We start from the raw sequence: 16,569 nt of genomic DNA, 5'->3' as shown, positions 1-16,569 counted from the left end.
TGCCTACACCATAAAATTTGAAGTCTCTTTTAGACAGGAAAAGTAATTTTACAAGCAGCAACATGAGTCAGATCACTGCATTAAAACACCAAAAAAGCGCCCTACTAATACAGGTAAACAGCCCCAGAATTACTCATAGCCCCCGTGTCGCTACCCTCAGAACCATCTTTGACAACACCAACTGCTCCATTATCTTCATTTTGGGAGCCTACGACCAATGTGTTACCGTCTGCACTGAATGCTAACGAGCGGCTTAGTCCAAGGTTACTACTACCAAAGAAGTCACCTACTCCAGGGTTTGACGCTTTAACATATGCTGTTTGGGCCCAGTTTCCTCCACTGTAGCGAAATAGGTAAACAGCACCAGAGTTTGTAAGTGAATTGCTATCCATAACTTCGGATCCATCCGTTATTACACCCGTAGCATTATTATCTTCACCGTATGCGCCTATTGCTAAAGCGGTCCCATCAGAATTAAACGATATCCCACCACCAAAGTAGTCGCTACTGCTCGAGTTTGATGCTTTGATGTAACTAGACTGGTCCCAACTTCCCGAACTATTATCAAAAAGGTAAACAGCACCTGAATCCGGCTTTATCCCAGTATCAGTGAGCTCTGAACCATCTGTATGAATACCTGTTGCTCCATTATCTTCATCTACGGAGCCTACTGCTAACTTCAATCCGTTACCACTCAAAGCAACAACTCTTCCAAAATAGTCGCCACTATCGCTATTTGATGCTTTGATATAGACAGTTTGAGTCCAATTCCCGGATGCTTTACTAAACAGATAAGTCGCTCCAGAGCCTGATTTAGAACCAGTATCTATTAACTCAGAACCATCGGTAACCGTGCCAGATAACCCATTATCTTCACTCGGCGCTCCCACAGCCAGGGTTTCTCCATCATCACTCAACGCAATACTATAACCAAACAGATCATTACTACCTGTGTTTGACGCCTTAAGATATGCAGTCTGAGACCAGCCACTTCCTGCATTGTTAAATATATAAACCGCACCAGAAGCAGACTCTGTTCCTGTATCAATGACTTCAGACCCGTCAGTAATAATACCACTAGCAGCATTATCTTCAGCGATCGCCGATACCGCCAGTGTCAAACCATCACGACTAAGGGCAATACTACGACCAAACTCATCAAACTGACCTGTATTTGAAGCTTTAACATAAGCAGACTGCGACCAAACCTCTTCTGTTCGATTAAACAAGTATACGGCACCTGATTCAAAAGCGGTGCCGGAATCGGAAGATTCTGAACCATCAACCAAGATGCCAGTAGCACTGTTGTCTTCTGTTGGCGCACTCACAGCTAGCAACGAACCATCATCGTTCAGAGCTAGACTGTATCCAAACCTGTCTCCCTCATCGGCATTAGACGCCTTTATGTAAGCTGTTTTCGCCCAGCCACTGTCGAGGTTTCGATAAATATAGACAGCACCACTGTTCGATGCTGTACCAGTGTCAGTAGTCTCTGAGCCATCAGCAATAATACCTCTAACTCCATTGTCTTCCTCACTTGAACCGACTGCTAGGGTTGAACCATCCCCACTAAGCGCAATACTGAAACCAAATGCATCATCCACCCCGGTGTTACTTGCTTTGAAATAACCGACTAACTCAACTAACGTGGTCGAGTCAATTCTCATTTCATTGGACTTCACGACCGCTCCTGAACTATTAGAGGCAATCACAAAATAATCAGTAGTTACAGCCTCAACGAGATTTGACACAGCTACAGTCGCACTTAAGGAATCTGTCACCGTCACCAAATTTTTGCAGCCATTTGCCATAGTGATATCTTTTTCACAGACACTATACTCAATACCACTTTGGCTTGATGCCGGGCCCCAGCTAATCACTACTTCTTTATTATCAGTTCCCGAATTGTCTATTGACATCAGATTAAAGGACGACAGGGGTGATACAGATGGTGTTTCATCATCAGAACCGCCACAGCCCACCATCAGTACGAGCGTTATAAACATGACGAATATTTTTTGACACCAAAAGGTGATTAATACATTTTTCATTTAGTACCTATGTTTTCCGTTCAACTGCTAACACTACATAACGCTATGACGATACTAAATAATAAGCTTTGAACACAAGCCAGCGAAATAAACTGAAACCAAAGGACAATAGATTGTCACCGATAGACATAATTGCCGTTCTATTTGTTTGATAGATTAACCCTCTACATACTTCCAGCGACTTAATTTTGTCTATAAATGCCGACAAATGAGGGACTTAACATGAAGATAAAGCCCATCTAATCCCTGTTTATGATGAAGTTTGCGGGATAGCAATAAGGCATATGGAGTTAGAGTCAAAGGAAGTAGCCGAATTTGCAGCCTGTGAAAATGAACGTTGTGCAAGCATATTAGGTGCAGGGCTATATAGTGTGGGTAGCGTTCTCGTCTCAGGCAGTATTGTGGTCGCTCACAATGTCGTTTACTGGTTTGATAAGCAGGATGATTGTCGGGATTAAACCCAGTAGTTCCAGCGGATGCTTTGCAATTGCCATCGTTGGGGGGATGATGATAATTGAATACCAATATAAGGTTACAAAGGGGAGCTTTCTATAGTCTCAGCTGAACTCATTGAAGTTTTAAGAGAGCACTTCTATGCACTCAACTATTTATACATTATTGACCAACTGATAGAGATTGTTATAAGGCTTGATGAGCAAGTACTGTCGATTACTCAGCCTAGTTGTACGGTCAAGGAGTTAGCAGCAAAGAATTGTTTGTCAGATATAAAAATAACCTTAGATTCGAATCCGAGTCACAAAATTATCTAGTTAACCTGAGCTCGGGTTCAAAAAGAAGGGAACTAAAAGCTGGTTCCGAGAGCAGATCTTTCGACCAAGAGAGGTAAGCGGTCATTCTGAGACCTCTAGCCATTTTTCTGCAACGGCTAAGTTGAGAATATGCTTTCTCAACGGAGCAAAAAGTTATGGCCAGAACATACCGCAATCGCGAGCAGTGGACCCAAATCATCGAGCAGTTCAACACCTCAGACATGAGTGTCGCTTCCTTCTGCCGTTTTCACCAGATTAACCCTACCCCTTTCTATCAACGTCGCAAACAACTGAGTGAACAAGTTCAGCCTTCAGAGCCACAGCCCATGTTTGTGGAGATAATTCAACCAGACGAGCCGCGTCATTCTGAACCGACAGCCTGGGATATTGAGCTTGAGTTGGGCCTGGGAGTGGTTCTCCGGATGCGCCCCGCATGCTAGGCCAATCCGGTGCTAACCGGATTTGGCTGTGTACACTTAACATCACAAACAATGAAAAGACAGAGTTGATAGCGATGGCTTAAACCGATCTCAAGTTAGTAAACCATTAATGTACTGTGCTGGTGTCACTCCAAACCACCTTTTAAATGCTTTGTAGAAGCTTGATGGTTCTTTAAATCCAAGGCCAAAACATATTTCGGTAATACTAAACTGACCAGAATTAATCAAGCTTTTAACTCTTTCTCTACGGGCTTGGTCAACAATTTCTTTGAAGCTCGAACCTTCTTCTCTGAGCCTTCGATAGAGTGTTTGCCTGCTCATGTGCAATTGCTGGGCAACCACATCGATAGAGGGGGTTTGACCCTTAATCAAGCAATCAACGACTAAGGCCTTTGTCTTTTCCTTGGTAATTGAATCGCTCTGAATAGTGACCAATACCTCTTTGGCTTTTTGCTCTGCGATGCTTTTAAGGAGCTGACTGCTCGTTTGGATTGGTTCTTCTAAGAACGCCGAAGGAAACTCTAGTGAATTGACGTTGGATGAAAAAGTTATATTTTTTCCAAATATCGGTGCGAATTTGCTTTTATATTTCGGAGCATCAAAAGTAAAACTTGCCCTTGATATGTTGGCCTTGTTCCCGCTTAGTAAGTTGGCCCAAGCAACAATTGCACTCATACTTCTTTCGATGGCCAGCATAGGGTACTCATCACATTGATGAACAGTTAGCTTTAGAGTACAAGTGGAGCCATCGTTATCCATTTGCCATTGTTCTGCGGTATTCATTAGAGATGTGTTCTCAATGAAGGTATCTGCCGCTTCAGCTAGAGAGCTTGTTTGACTAACCCAGCTAGCTAATACACCTTTAGAACTTGGTTTAATCTTTTGACCGAGCGTGAGCCCGATCTCCGGAATAGAATGGTTATCGCGAATCACTTCCCAAAGGTAGAAATAATCAGCGATTGGTAACCGATCGATCAAATCAAGGGTAGGGAACTTCTGTAATAGCTGTTGTAACCTCGCTTCCTTGTGTTCCAAATTAAGCGTGTTAAGTTCATCAACGAGGTCAAGAACCGCAGCTACAGAAACATTGTTATTACTATCAGATTTTGACAACTTCAAACTTCCTTCTTTTCCGTATTTGACCAGCTTAAGCCAAGCTAGACACCCGACCCACCCTGCTCTAACATTTGATTTAGATCAACAAAAATATTTGCCGGATTTATACATCTGACCTACCCCCGCTTTCTAATCCAACGTAAACATTAGTAATGTTCATCACTTTGTTAGCGTATAGTGAGCAAGAACCATTTTTACTTATGTTTACGTAACATAGGTATTTTTTGACCTGCTGCGGATGATTCAATTAGTAGACACAATCTTTTATGACGAGTTTCTTCTTTCTTCGCTGTCATAACCCACCATATCGAATCTCTTTGGTACGAAGGCGCTAAATTAGTAAAGTATTGCCAGGCGGGTGCATTCGCCTTAAGTGATTCTTCATACTTTTTATCTAGCGGGACATTTCTTTGTTCAGAGGAATAGCCTTTCACATCATTTCGATTGTTAAATAACAAAATGCCTTCCGGTCTCATTTTCCCCATTTTTAGAAGATTCTGCACTTTGTTTACGTTCACAGCACTCCAAACACTATCTATTTTCCTAGGTGAGAAACGAATTTTATAACTCTCTTCATCTATTGATTTTCGAATGCCATCGATCCAACCGAAACAAAGCGCGACATCAACTGATTCAGACCATGTAAAGCTTAACTTCCGAGAACCTTTTTTAAAAAATCCCACCCAAATCTCAGTTTCCTGAGCATGATTTAACTCCAACCAGGCATGCATTTCTCCCTGATTCTTAAAAAATATGACTGCTGACATTTATTGTCTCCAAACTCACTCGCTTCGGTGTTTTTGTGCTTTCTAAGGTGAAACGAATAAACGGTTTAAAATTGGACACCTCACCACAACCCTCAGGGCGGGAGCATACTTTGCCCAATTTTTTTTCGCCAGGTAGCTCAGATTGAATTCCAGCGCTTTTGACAGCAAAGAGTTCAATTTCACTCGCTTTGAGTTGCTCTAATGATGAGCTTTTTGCTCATAACTCGAGCGACAAAGTTAGTGTGCTCTCACCCTGCTACAACCCTGGCAGGCGCCTACCCTTTTAACTTAGGATGACGAGGATTATAAAAAGTGTTGGTGACATATTTTGACACCAATATTAGATGTTCAAAGAAAAGTTTGTGTGAACTTTAGCCTCACCCTATAATCAAGCAAATAGAAAAAGCTGAAAAAGCGATAGTTGCAGAAGATTTTGATACCTCAATGTCTATCTATACTTGGGATGCAGTCTTAGTTGTCGAGCCAGGCAAAAACGTTGTAGGCAAACAAGCCATCAGAAAAGCGTTTGAGGCTATAACTGTTTATTTCAGAAACGGGCTGAGAGTCCACCAAAACGGTTTAGAAATTCTAGAGTCTGGTGATACCGCTTTGGTGCTGGCGAATACTGTTGTGTCAGCGCCGAACTACCCGGAGGTTATCAGGAAAGCAACCTATGTCTTTAAAAAGGAGCGGGATGGTCATTGGTTGTACTCTATTGATAACTCATACGGGCATGACATTATCCAAGTCCCGAACCAGAGTTAATGTTAGGACTTACATTAATACGACATAAACTGCCAATCGGTAGTCATCGAGCCAGGTTACGATATTCAGAAACGTCGTCTTCAAATGCTACGTAACGCTGGCGAAATTTACTACCTTCAACAAGCTCAGGCAATTTAATTCTATCCATACGAAAGTGACGAAAATCATTTCGTAGTGGATCCCATGCTACCAGATACCAGAGAGGCCATAGAATCAGTATGGCTTGCGGCTCTACTTCACGACTCGTAGTAACACCTTTCGCATCAAAGTATTTGAAACGGATGATTTGTCGTTGTAAAAAAGCTGTTTCGAAAACAGGCAAAAGGTTGGTATCTATCTCTCCTATGTTCGCAGTATCAACATCTGGTGCGAGCTTTCCAATATATAAACCATCCAACAAGCGGCGCAGGTCTTTAATCTTGTCTGACGACAAAGACTCCTCAACTTTTGCTAAACCGGTATCTGCAATACATGAAAAAGGCATGCTACCAGTTGATCGCATCGCAGTCACACTGATGATAAGAGAAAATACCTCGACAACAGAAATTCGAGCGCTGGTTAGGACGGACTGAGGCTCAAGTCGAAGCCCCCCGCCAGGCCCTGCTTCCGAGTGAATAACAAACCCTTCTTCTCTCAACGTACTGATATCCCTTAGTACTGTACGCCTTGATGCGCCGACAATTTCAGCCAAACCCGCAATGGTTAATGTTCCATTTCGTCGAAGATTACGAATGATAGCGTCTTGTCGTACTCTAACGTTCATTTTTCACGGTTCCTGATATTTAGTGTCAACTGGTGTCACCATTAAGTTATACATTACTTAACATTGTTTGTCAGTGGATCCAAATGTTGTGTTCGACCCAGACAATTATCTTAGTAGACAGCTGCATATCTTAATTGTAAGACCAACCATGTCACCACTGAGGAGAAGGACTATGTTAGATTTTAATCACTTTCCCACGCCCAAGTTAATTCCGGTCAATAATATCGAGCTAGAAGTGTTCGAAGCTGGTCAGCAACACGCTGGAAAGCCAATTATACTTTGCCATGGCTGGCCAGAGCTTGCTTTTTCATGGCGTTACCAGATATCAGCCCTTGTTGCTGAGGGTTACCACGTCATTATTCCTAATCAACGAGGGTATGGTAATTCCTCATGCCCGAAAGAAGTAGCGGCTTACGATATCGAACATTTGTCCGGTGACCTTGTTGCCCTGCTCGATCACTATGGATACGACGATGCCATTTTTGTTGGTCATGATTGGGGGGCAATGGTTGTCTGGGGACTAGCTTTATTACACCCCACACGTGTTAGCAAGGTAATAAACCTGAGCTTGCCCTATCAGGAACGCGGTGATATGCCCTGGATAGATCTCATGTCACAACTACTCGGCCCGGATTATTACTTTGTTCATTTTAATCAACAACCGGGGGTTGCTGATGCCATACTAGAAGAGAACACATTTCAGTTTCTTCATAACCTATACAGAAAAGATATTCCCACTCCAGGTGTCGAGTCCGGCATGATGATGATAAATCTGGCGTTATCGGAAACGGCTTCTGGGAACCCTGTGATGAGTGAGTCTGAATTAGACGTCTATGTCTCTTCCTTTAGAGCTTCGGGGTTTAACTGTAGTATCAACTGGTATCGAAATCTTGACCGGAACTGGCACCAATTGGCAGATGTAAACCCTGTGATCCAGCATCCGACACTTATGATTTATGGTGATCGGGATATGATACCTCAACCAGAAAATCTGAAAGAATTCGTACCCAATGTACAAGTCATCCATTTAGACTGTGGTCATTGGATACAGCAAGAGTTACCGGAAGAAACAAATCGGGCAATCTTGAGCTGGCTTAATAAATGACGTACTAATGCAACTCGGAACACTTCGGGAGCATTACTCATTAATTTGGGTTGACTCTCCCGAAGTAAGGTCTGTTCAGAGGATATTTAGCCCAAATATACCTTTAATATCAAAAAGTACTCTCTCAGTTTTCTCTTTAGATATTTGGCTCCCTTCAGCCAAAATATTGATTAGCTGTGTTTTATCATGTAATAGTTCGGTTCTTTTCTCTCGAATAGGTCGAAGTAGCTCTTGCAGGCATTCTTCAAGGATTTTCTTTGTAGTTCCATCACCAAGTCCTCCTCGTTGGTAATGCTCCTTCAAGTGAGTGATGTAGTCTGAATCTGGATGAAATGCATCTAGATATGTAAAAACAACGTTTCCTTCAACACAACCAGCATCCTCGATCTTCAAGTGATTTGGATCGGTATACATTGATTTTACCGCTGCACTGATTTCCTTCTGGGAAGCTCCCAGATTGATAGCATTGCCCATGGATTTTGACATCTTGTTCTTTCCGTCTGTACTGGGTAGACGTGATGCATTACTTAGTAGTGGGCGGCATTCATTGAGCACTGTTTTTCCTGCTAGAGTATTTATTTTCCTCACAATCTCATTCGTTTGTTCAAGCATAGGCAGTTGATCATCCCCAACAGGAACGAGAGTGGCGTTAAAAGCCGTGATGTCGGCGGCCTGAGAAATTGGATATGTTAAAAAGCCAGCAGGGATTGAGCGTTCGAAGCCTTTATTTTGAATCTCACTTTTCACCGTAGGATTTCGTTCCAACCGCGCTATTGTCACAAGATTACTGTAATACATCGTTAGCTCAGCTAATGCAGGTAATTGCGACTGGAGACAAATTGTTGTTTTACTTGGGTCAATGCCTACTGCAAGATAATCTGCGACGACATTAAGTATATTGGAAGATACCTTAGATGGATTGTGAGCGTTATCTGTTAAACCTTGCATGTCAGCGACAAGAATAGTCTGGTCGTGAGCATCTTGCAAAGCGACACGCTGCTTCAAAGAACCGATATAGTGGCCTAGATGCAATGGGCCTGTAGCTCTGTCACCGGTTAAAATGATTTCTGGTTTATCCGAGAACTGGTTAGTGTTCATGTTTTTATCTCCTAGTAATTAGATCGCTACTGGAGATAATCAGAACACAGTCTTAGCTACCTTCCAGCAGCTTAAGAATGTGAGAATCCTGTGCCGCTCTAGTTAGAGCGCCACCAAAAGAAAAATGATGAAGGTGTTGGGATACGTTTCATCCGAATAAGGTAACAATAATTAGTTTTAAACTCAACCCCAGAATAAACCATTACCAGATTGATGTCTCCGAATCTCAACAAGTAGCTATTTCAAGAACGTATTCATTCCTTTCGGGCACAAGCAGCTAATAACAGGAGCGCTAATTTATTAACTCAATCGGATAAGTTTGAGTAGGGTAGACTCAGGTTAACAAGGTATGAATGAGTAAAAGCACCAAGTAGAAAAGGGGCATAAATGAGTTAAAAAAATGGCAGGTCAAAAAATGACAGGTCAAACCACTACGAAAGCGATCAGACTTTATTGTAAATCGACAAACCTTATTGTTCTCCGACAAGAGTTTATTTATGCAATAAGCCCAGAATGATAGGAAGCTGGAGGTAAGATAGTCAGTAAATACGTAGCCTGAGTCAAATTACCGAAATTGGAAAAAATAGCTCAACCCTATTTTGAGACAAAATGTGATTGGTAGAACTTCGGCGTAACAGCAAGCTTTTTTTTAAATTGTCGCTGGAAGTGAGCTTGATCAGAAAACCCCAATTGCAAGGCAACCTCTGAGATTTCCTGACCAGACTTAAGCATGACTTTGGCGCGTTTGATTTTCTCATCCATCAAATAAGCGTGAGGTGGTAATCCAAACTGGCTTTTAAATGCTCTTAATAGCTGATAGCGACTCATTCCCGCATCTTCTGCCAATTCATCCAGTTGATGAGTGTTATCGAGTTCATCGAACAGCTTTTCGCGAATGCGATTTAAGTAAGGTTGCTGCTTTGCTCTGTTAGGAGTTTCAACCGGCTGTTTACCTAGGCTCGCTTCAATAAAATCGTACAAACTGACCTGGGCTTGCAGGGAGCTAGCTTCTGTTTGCAATGCACTAAATAGAGAGCGAAACTTGTGTTTCAGTTTAGGGTTTCGTTCTAAATCATTGAGAAATGGCGTGTAGTCATTGGTGTAGTTTTGCAATATGTCTTGCTGCACTTCACCCATTTTGATGGCATCGACAAACAACATGCTATAAGACCATGTTCCGGCTTCTGGATTGCACGAATGCACATCGGCTGGGTTTATTGTGACAATGTCTCCCTGCCCAATTCGATGAATGCTCTGACGGTTACGGTAATCGGCTTGTCCATGATCGATGATTCCAAATGAAAACTCATCATGTGAATGTGTCTTATAGCAGGCTAAGCTTTGATCGGCGACTCTAAGCTCAATCCAAGGCAACAAGGTACTTTGTTTAAAGCTGGCGCTGTTATCCTTCTTCATCTTAGTACTCGATCCCCGCCCACCTTATAGCCATATCATCATCACTGATGCACCAAGCAATCCTGCCATCACTCTATTAAACTGACGCTGTTGGGTCGGATTTTCAAGGTATTTCGCGAGTACTCTGCCAATAACCGCCCACACGCCGACACCAATTAAGCAAACAATCAGCGAGACGCAAGTGAACACAATGAGTGACAAACGTTCATTGTCTTGACCTATGACATACAGGCTGACTCCAGACATGGCGACTACCCAAGCTTTAGGATTGAGTATTTGAGTTAAAGAGCCCGTCCAAAAACCCGACTTAGCGTTATTTGATGATTCGAATGAAGAGATGGGCGCAGAATAAATCCTATACGCAAGGTAAAAGAGGAATAGACTGCCACTGAGTTGCATCGCTATCTCCAGCTTAGGTAATACACTCAGTAACGTTTGCATAACACTGCCCGAGCAGAATACGACCATAGCATAAGCCACGGCAGCACCAACAACATGTTTAGCCGCCGCACACATTCCATGATTCAGCGCAGTACTGGTTGCCAGCAAGTTGACGGGCCCCGGCGTAACAGCTCCTACAAAGGCAAACGCCACCATCGCGAAAATTACATTGTTCATTGTTCTATCTCCTCTTTATTCAAAGAAGATAGCCAAAGTCGCACGCTAATTATTGAACGATATTGCAGTGCAAGTGGAACAGGTGTTTGTTAGTGCTTTGATCTAACTTGTAAGGTTCGGATTAGAGAAGTATGGGTTACACAGCAAATAACCGGTGCTAATGGATTGCAGCGGAATTTGTATCCGCGCTAATTTGCCTTGTTAGCTCTTTCCAAAATGATCATGTTTTCGTTGCATTGTTTTATCGTTGAACTGTAATTGTGCAAGTATAATGCCTATACAGATAATGACTAAGCCAACCATATCCATAAGTTGCAAGGTGTCGCCGAATACAGACCATGCCATAAGCATGGTGACTGGTGGGCCTAAATAAAACAAGCTTGCCACCCGGGTTGCATCAATTATTTTTATTAATTTGAACATCAGAGCATAGGCGCATAAAGACACAGCAAAAACAAGCCACACCATGGCTCCTAAAAATTTAGGCTGCCATTGAGTTGTCATTCCTTCAAACAGAGTCGCTGGGATTATTAAAACAATGGCAGAAGTAAGGCTCTGATAAAAAAGCGTTAGATCGAGGGGAAATATAAATGAGCGCTTGCTTACCTCCATTTTTCTCTGAATCAAAGTTGCTGTGGTCATCGCTGGATGAAAATATACAGATGGTATTTTAGCCTTTATTGCTAACTGTTCGCCGTCTCTTCTTTAAACTCCACGTACCCCAATAGGTTAGCGCAACAAGTAGAACTACGAAAAATAAGGTTGTCAATCCGCTTTTAATTATTGTAAAGCTACTCGCGCTTGTAACTAATGTTTCAGATACATCAGGAAACGCATTTAGCATTAAAGCGACACCCGCATTTTCAAGATAATCAAACAAACCAGCAAGTACTGGAATAAATGCAACAAAGAACAATCTCGATTGCTTGGGAAGGAATTGCTTTAAAACCCATGTAATCATAAGAGCATACGAAACAGCAAACATCATGGGGTAAACCAAATCAATTGGTAACTGAACGGTGAGGTATGAATTTCTACCTTCTAGACCCAGTGATTGCAACAGTTCGATAGCCTCAGCATAACTATACCCCGTCGGAGACATATCAAACAAAACAGACTCTGGTGAAAAGCTTAAGACCAATGGTATGGAATAACCTAGAATCACTCCATAAACTAAATTGGTCAAGACAAACAAAATTAGTACCGTTTTGCCATTCGAAGCTCTCTGTAAAAGTGATATTGCCTTATTCATTAATTTACTCCATGAGGTTAGATTTCTCTCGAACCACTATGATTCAATTCGCGAGCCAGCGTGATGTATGGTTATTATAAATGCCCCCGACTTGTACAACGCAATGCACTTAACGTAGTCTATTTTTGGCCATTTTATTCAAAAACCCAAGCTCCACCATCGTGGACATATAGCTTTCGGGCTTACGCAAAACTTGCTCTTGAATTAGCTTGGTCATGCCTTCTTTGCACCCTTCGTCGTGATAAGCATCTAGTACTTCGTTAAGAGTTTGGCGATGGATATCATGCACCCATAACCCCGCTACATCGGCTCCAGCGCCAAAGTGTAGTAACGCTATCTCAGGATCACATTTATGAGCGACACCGACAGAATTGTGTAAGGCAACCATTTCGTGAATCAAATCTGTCCGCTCAGTAGAGAAGTCATGATCTAAAGAAAAATCTCTTGCAATTTTAGCACCCTCGATTTCAAAAGTACTGTTTTGGGGAGACAGTTTAGTCAAACCTATATCATGCATTATAGAACCCACAAAAAATACTTCTTTGTCTACAGGCTTGTCGATCTTGTGACTCATTGCCAAACCAAAGGCATAGCTTCGTATGCTATGGTTTACGAGAAATTTAGGACTGTGCTTTTCAACCAAATGTAATGCATCTTTGCATGATTTTGTATCTGGGAACTTGTAATACTCCGGTGATACATATGGTGCATGCCGTCTTAATACAAAGTTACGTGTTTTTTCCGTCATTGTACGAATATCTCCCTTGACAAAGTGGCATAGCATACAGAATTTAGTCGGTTTAGGTTTTGACAGCGTCAAATTGGGATTCATTGATGAGTTCCTTGTAATAAGGTAATACCTGATTGAGGTGGTTTGATATTCAGAAGTCACCTTGTCTAATACAAGTAGTGCGTTTTTAATTTGACAGAAGGTGACTCATCTGAAATAACTATACGCTCCCCCTTAAATCCACCAAGTAGTATAAATGACAAATATCGCAACTAACTCGCCACTCAAACATCAAGTTGCCATCCTTCTTTTTGATGATGTCGTATTAACCGATGCTCTTCTACCCTATGAAACATTCAGTCGAGCGACGCTGCCTAGTGGTGCTCCTGCATATAACGTTTTTTTCTGTGGGAATGCGGAGACAGAGAACGCGGAATGCCTTTCCATTCAATCTAGATACAGCCTAGATGAATTATCGATGGCAGATACGATAATAGTTCCTGGTGTAAGAGATATAGAACTTCCCATTCAGGAGACAATAATCCGTGCGATTCGTAAACATGCTGACAGAGGTGGAAGAGTTCTTTCTATATGCACGGGAGCCTTCGTGCTCGCAGCCACAGGTTTACTCGATGATTTGGAAGTAACGACGCATTGGATGCATGCCACATCTTTACAAAGAATGTATCCTTTCACAAAAGTCAATCCAGAAGTACTGTACATTGACAACGGTCAGCTTTTAACCTCTGCAGGTGCTGTCGCGGGTTTGGATTTATGTCTATATGTTGTTGGACTTGACTTGGGCAACTATGTTTCCAACGAACTAGCGAAGATATCTGTGGTACAGAGGCACAGAGAAGGAGGACAGAAACAATTTATTAGTCATAAGTGTAATGATTCAGAAAATGGGAAAATTAGCAACCTCCTCAATTGGTTAGAATCGAATTTGCATGAAAATATTTCTATTGAGCAAATGGCAAGTCGAGTGTTTATGACCTCGCGTACCTTCAATAGGAAGTTCAAAAAAGAGTTAGGAGTAACACCGACTGTGTGGGTAAATCATGCTAGAGTTAAATATGCGCAACGGTTATTGGAAACTACAACACTAAGTTTCGAACAAATTTCAGCTAAAGTAGGATTAGGGTCTACCACAAACTTTCGTCGACATTTTCATAAACGAATAGGTACTAGCCCCAGAGAATATAAGAAGGCGTTTCACCACCATCCCATCCCTTGATTTCGTAGAAATATGATCATAGAAATAACATCCAACTATTCGAATCTGAGAGTTATAGGCTGCACGCATAAAACGAGATGAGTTTTCCATCTATAAGAAAAATAATCAGGAAACCTGAAACACCAAAAATATGCGAACAGCTATTCTAGCTAAAAAAGAGGCTCACATGTATTACGAAGTGCCAACTGCCTCAATTCTAAACTGTAGAGGGCCAGCTTTTCCCTCTAGCTCGTTATGGGACTGAATTGAGTTAGAGTGTCAAATCAAACACTCTAGTAGGATAAGGATAAGTATCTTGAAATCTTAAATACTGGTTTGCATTTTTTCTATTATTCGTGCGGGTGTTCATTAAATTGTCTTGCATTATCGCCGATTTTAAACCAGCTCGGTTTTTCAGAAACAAACTCATGAAATTTATTTTCGATTTCAAATTCAGTATCTATACAGTTTGCATTTATTGGAAAAGAATCCATTTTCGATAGCACTTCACCAAGTGAAGTACCACAGACAGAACAAAAACACCGATCGTATACATACGGCGGTTCAGCCTTAAAGGTAGTTATTTTTTCTCGGCCAGCAGTAATCTTGAATTTATCAGATTTAACAAAAGCCAACGAGCTTGCCCCAACTTTACGGCAGCGACTGCAATGGCACATACCCATCATACTTGGCTCTTCCGTTAATTCGAATTGAACCGATTCACAACAACAGCTTCCTTTGATCATCTTGACTCCATTGATAATTGTTATCTACTTTTACAAGACTATAACACACACTGTATGCATGTACAGACTCCATTGCTACATAACGACGTTGAGCGATGAACACGCCACTTCGGATAACTCTTGATAAGGTCAATTAGTATTAACAAAGTATGAATGAGCTTTTATTCTGAATGGTTATGTGGGCATAAATGTGCCAGACGAAAAGGCTGGCACGAAGTTGGATATTTGTGAGTTACGGTTGCGGGCAGATATCTACCTTTCCCAGCTCCAAAATAGTAAAACGACACAACTTCATGAGGTGTCGTTCGTGAACGGAACTGGACAAAAATTTGCGTAAGCATCACGTAAAGCTTCTATAAACTATTCAATACAAGCGAAAACCCATGCATATGAGATTCTAGCCCTATTTACTTGACAAACCGATCACTTTGCGAACATTAGAGGGCAGTTTCACCTCATCTAAGGTATAGTTTGCGATGGTTGAACGAGATATAACCTTCCCTCCTGTCGGTAGTGAGTTATCACATATTCTGAAGTTTAACGCAGCAACTGCCCGTTTTTTAAATGATACCTTCCACGTTAATATCTAGTTGACAACCCAACCACTTGAAATATACTTGACTAATCAAGCATATTTCAAGTGGTTGGATTATGAGTTCAAATAAACACGTTTCACTAATGTTAGATCATGGGTATACAAGTATATTGTTAAACAAAAAAATAGACTCAAGCTTGAGTCCACACGGTATAAGCTTTACCGAGTTTACGATTATGCATAAGTTGTATACATCTTACGGAGGAACATTAAGTCGAATTGCATTAGCTGACTCTATTGGTCTTTCAGCTTCAGGAGTAACTAGGCTATTGGCACCAATGATGAAGAATAACATAGTACTAAAACAGGCTAACGTTAGGGACGCTCGACAAAGCATGGTAGCACTTACGGAGACTGGTAAAGAGCTATATAAGGACTCGTTAGTATCTTTCGAACACAGTTGCAACTCAGCTTTTGCATTATTGAATGAGCGTGAAGTTGAACAACTACTGGCGCTTCTTAACAAAATCAAATGCTAAACATCTAAAAGGAACTGCCAAAATGGCTCGGTTAATTATAGTTTGTGGCCCTACAGGGGCAGGGAAAACAACATACTCGATTTCTGTTTGTCAGGACATAGGTGCGGTGAAGTTCTCAATAGACCCGTGGATGCAAACCTTGTTTGCTAAAGATATGGTATCTCTTGATTACGATTGGATGATTGAGAGGGTAAATCGCTGCTATGAACAGATTTGGGAAACTTCCGAGCAAATTCTATCGTTAGAAGGCAACGTACTACTAGATTTAGGATTCACGACGAAGGCACAGCGTGATGTCTTTGTTGATAAGGCTAAAAGCTTGAACATTGATGCAGAAATCCATTACCTAGATACACCTGTAGATGTTCGCCGTCAACGAGTCACAAAAAGGAATGTTGAAAAAGATCCTCAATTATACTCTTTTGAGGTTACGGATATGATGTTTAATTTTATGGAGTCAAAATTTGAAGTACCAGACGAAATGGAGTTGGCATGTGGGCAAAGAGTTAGCACGTAACTGCGCTAATGACTTTGTATTGAGAAATTTTCTTGTTCTACTCTGTTAAAATTTCGCGCCTTTGGTCTGTTCGGCAAGGGCGTGTTTTTTTTACCATGTCTTAAATACATAACCGTGCACATAAA

General features: G+C 41.6%; 18 protein-coding genes. 7 read left to right on the top strand and 11 right to left on the bottom strand.

Annotated features, from left to right (window positions below; genetic code table 11):
* Positions 1–104 precede the first annotated feature (104 nt).
* Positions 105–2,051, bottom strand: coding sequence for a hypothetical protein (locus AC51G0_RS29090; protein ID WP_496303010.1), 1,947 nt, complete (start codon positions 2,049–2,051; stop codon positions 105–107).
* 284 nt (positions 2,052–2,335) lie between these two features.
* Here AC51G0_RS29090 and AC51G0_RS29085 point away from each other — a divergent pair, with 284 nt between their 5' ends.
* Both AC51G0_RS29085 and tnpA read left to right on the top strand, forming a co-directional pair.
* Positions 2,336–2,509: a hypothetical protein gene (locus AC51G0_RS29085; RefSeq protein WP_496303009.1), complete on the top strand. Its 174-nt coding sequence runs from the start codon at positions 2,336–2,338 to the stop codon at positions 2,507–2,509.
* 467 nt (positions 2,510–2,976) lie between these two features.
* The gene (gene tnpA, locus AC51G0_RS29080; RefSeq protein ID WP_496303008.1) at positions 2,977–3,261 is read left to right on the top strand and encodes an IS66 family insertion sequence element accessory protein TnpA; all 285 of its coding nucleotides are present in this window, start codon (positions 2,977–2,979) and stop codon (positions 3,259–3,261) included.
* A gap of 90 nt (positions 3,262–3,351) precedes the next feature.
* On the opposite strand, the gene AC51G0_RS29075 is transcribed toward tnpA, so the two are convergent.
* Entirely contained in the window at positions 3,352–4,374 is a 1,023-nt protein-coding gene (locus AC51G0_RS29075; protein ID WP_496303007.1) for an AraC family transcriptional regulator, read from the bottom strand.
* 197 nt (positions 4,375–4,571) lie between these two features.
* A complete protein-coding gene (locus AC51G0_RS29070; protein ID WP_496303006.1) occupies positions 4,572–5,144 on the bottom strand; it encodes a YdeI/OmpD-associated family protein in 573 nt (190 codons plus the stop codon).
* Between the two features lie 444 nt (positions 5,145–5,588).
* Between AC51G0_RS29070 and AC51G0_RS29065 the strand changes: the two genes are divergently transcribed.
* Complete coding sequence (locus tag AC51G0_RS29065) at positions 5,589–5,909, top strand: YybH family protein (RefSeq protein WP_496303005.1); 321 nt, start codon at positions 5,589–5,591, stop codon at positions 5,907–5,909.
* A gap of 43 nt (positions 5,910–5,952) precedes the next feature.
* Here the strand turns inward: AC51G0_RS29065 and AC51G0_RS29060 are convergent, their stop codons facing one another.
* On the bottom strand, positions 5,953–6,672 hold the full coding sequence (locus tag AC51G0_RS29060) for a helix-turn-helix transcriptional regulator (protein WP_496303004.1): 720 nt from the start codon (positions 6,670–6,672) through the stop codon (positions 5,953–5,955).
* A gap of 172 nt (positions 6,673–6,844) precedes the next feature.
* On the opposite strand from AC51G0_RS29060, the gene AC51G0_RS29055 reads away from it, so the two are divergent.
* On the top strand, positions 6,845–7,777 hold the full coding sequence (locus AC51G0_RS29055) for an alpha/beta fold hydrolase (RefSeq protein WP_496303003.1): 933 nt from the start codon (positions 6,845–6,847) through the stop codon (positions 7,775–7,777).
* Positions 7,778–7,852: 75 nt separating this feature from the next.
* On the opposite strand, the gene trpS is transcribed toward AC51G0_RS29055, so the two are convergent.
* The 6 genes from trpS to AC51G0_RS29025 all read right to left on the bottom strand — a co-directional run bounded on the left by trpS (position 7,853) and on the right by AC51G0_RS29025 (position 12,993).
* On the bottom strand, positions 7,853–8,875 hold the full coding sequence (gene trpS, locus AC51G0_RS29050) for a tryptophan--tRNA ligase (RefSeq protein ID WP_496303002.1): 1,023 nt from the start codon (positions 8,873–8,875) through the stop codon (positions 7,853–7,855).
* 594 nt (positions 8,876–9,469) lie between these two features.
* Entirely contained in the window at positions 9,470–10,291 is an 822-nt protein-coding gene (locus AC51G0_RS29045) for an AraC family transcriptional regulator (RefSeq protein WP_496303001.1), read from the bottom strand.
* Between the two features lie 24 nt (positions 10,292–10,315).
* The gene (locus AC51G0_RS29040; protein ID WP_496303000.1) at positions 10,316–10,909 is read right to left on the bottom strand and encodes a LysE family translocator; all 594 of its coding nucleotides are present in this window, start codon (positions 10,907–10,909) and stop codon (positions 10,316–10,318) included.
* Between the two features lie 201 nt (positions 10,910–11,110).
* Positions 11,111–11,551 carry a DMT family transporter gene (locus AC51G0_RS29035; protein WP_496302999.1) on the bottom strand — a complete coding sequence of 147 codons (441 nt, stop codon included), beginning with the start codon at positions 11,549–11,551 and terminating at the stop codon, positions 11,111–11,113.
* Positions 11,552–11,579: 28 nt separating this feature from the next.
* Positions 11,580–12,161: a hypothetical protein gene (locus AC51G0_RS29030; RefSeq protein WP_496302998.1), complete on the bottom strand. Its 582-nt coding sequence runs from the start codon at positions 12,159–12,161 to the stop codon at positions 11,580–11,582.
* A gap of 109 nt (positions 12,162–12,270) precedes the next feature.
* A complete protein-coding gene (locus AC51G0_RS29025) occupies positions 12,271–12,993 on the bottom strand; it encodes an HD domain-containing protein (RefSeq protein WP_496302997.1) in 723 nt (240 codons plus the stop codon).
* Positions 12,994–13,147: 154 nt separating this feature from the next.
* Between AC51G0_RS29025 and AC51G0_RS29020 the strand changes: the two genes are divergently transcribed.
* The gene (locus AC51G0_RS29020; RefSeq protein ID WP_496302996.1) at positions 13,148–14,128 is read left to right on the top strand and encodes a GlxA family transcriptional regulator; all 981 of its coding nucleotides are present in this window, start codon (positions 13,148–13,150) and stop codon (positions 14,126–14,128) included.
* Positions 14,129–14,457: 329 nt separating this feature from the next.
* On the opposite strand, the gene AC51G0_RS29015 is transcribed toward AC51G0_RS29020, so the two are convergent.
* Complete coding sequence (locus AC51G0_RS29015) at positions 14,458–14,853, bottom strand: GFA family protein (RefSeq protein ID WP_496302995.1); 396 nt, start codon at positions 14,851–14,853, stop codon at positions 14,458–14,460.
* Positions 14,854–15,504: 651 nt separating this feature from the next.
* On the opposite strand from AC51G0_RS29015, the gene AC51G0_RS29010 reads away from it, so the two are divergent.
* Both AC51G0_RS29010 and AC51G0_RS29005 read left to right on the top strand, forming a co-directional pair.
* Entirely contained in the window at positions 15,505–15,927 is a 423-nt protein-coding gene (locus AC51G0_RS29010; protein WP_496302994.1) for a MarR family winged helix-turn-helix transcriptional regulator, read from the top strand.
* Positions 15,875–16,444: a P-loop nucleotide/nucleoside kinase family protein gene (locus AC51G0_RS29005; protein WP_496302993.1), complete on the top strand. Its 570-nt coding sequence runs from the start codon at positions 15,875–15,877 to the stop codon at positions 16,442–16,444. Before AC51G0_RS29010 ends, AC51G0_RS29005 begins: the two co-directional genes overlap by 53 nt.
* The last annotated feature ends 125 nt before the right edge of the window (positions 16,445–16,569 follow it).

Source organism: Photobacterium sp. HL06 (genome assembly GCF_059552575.1).
This window is presented reverse-complemented; position numbering and strand designations above follow the sequence as displayed.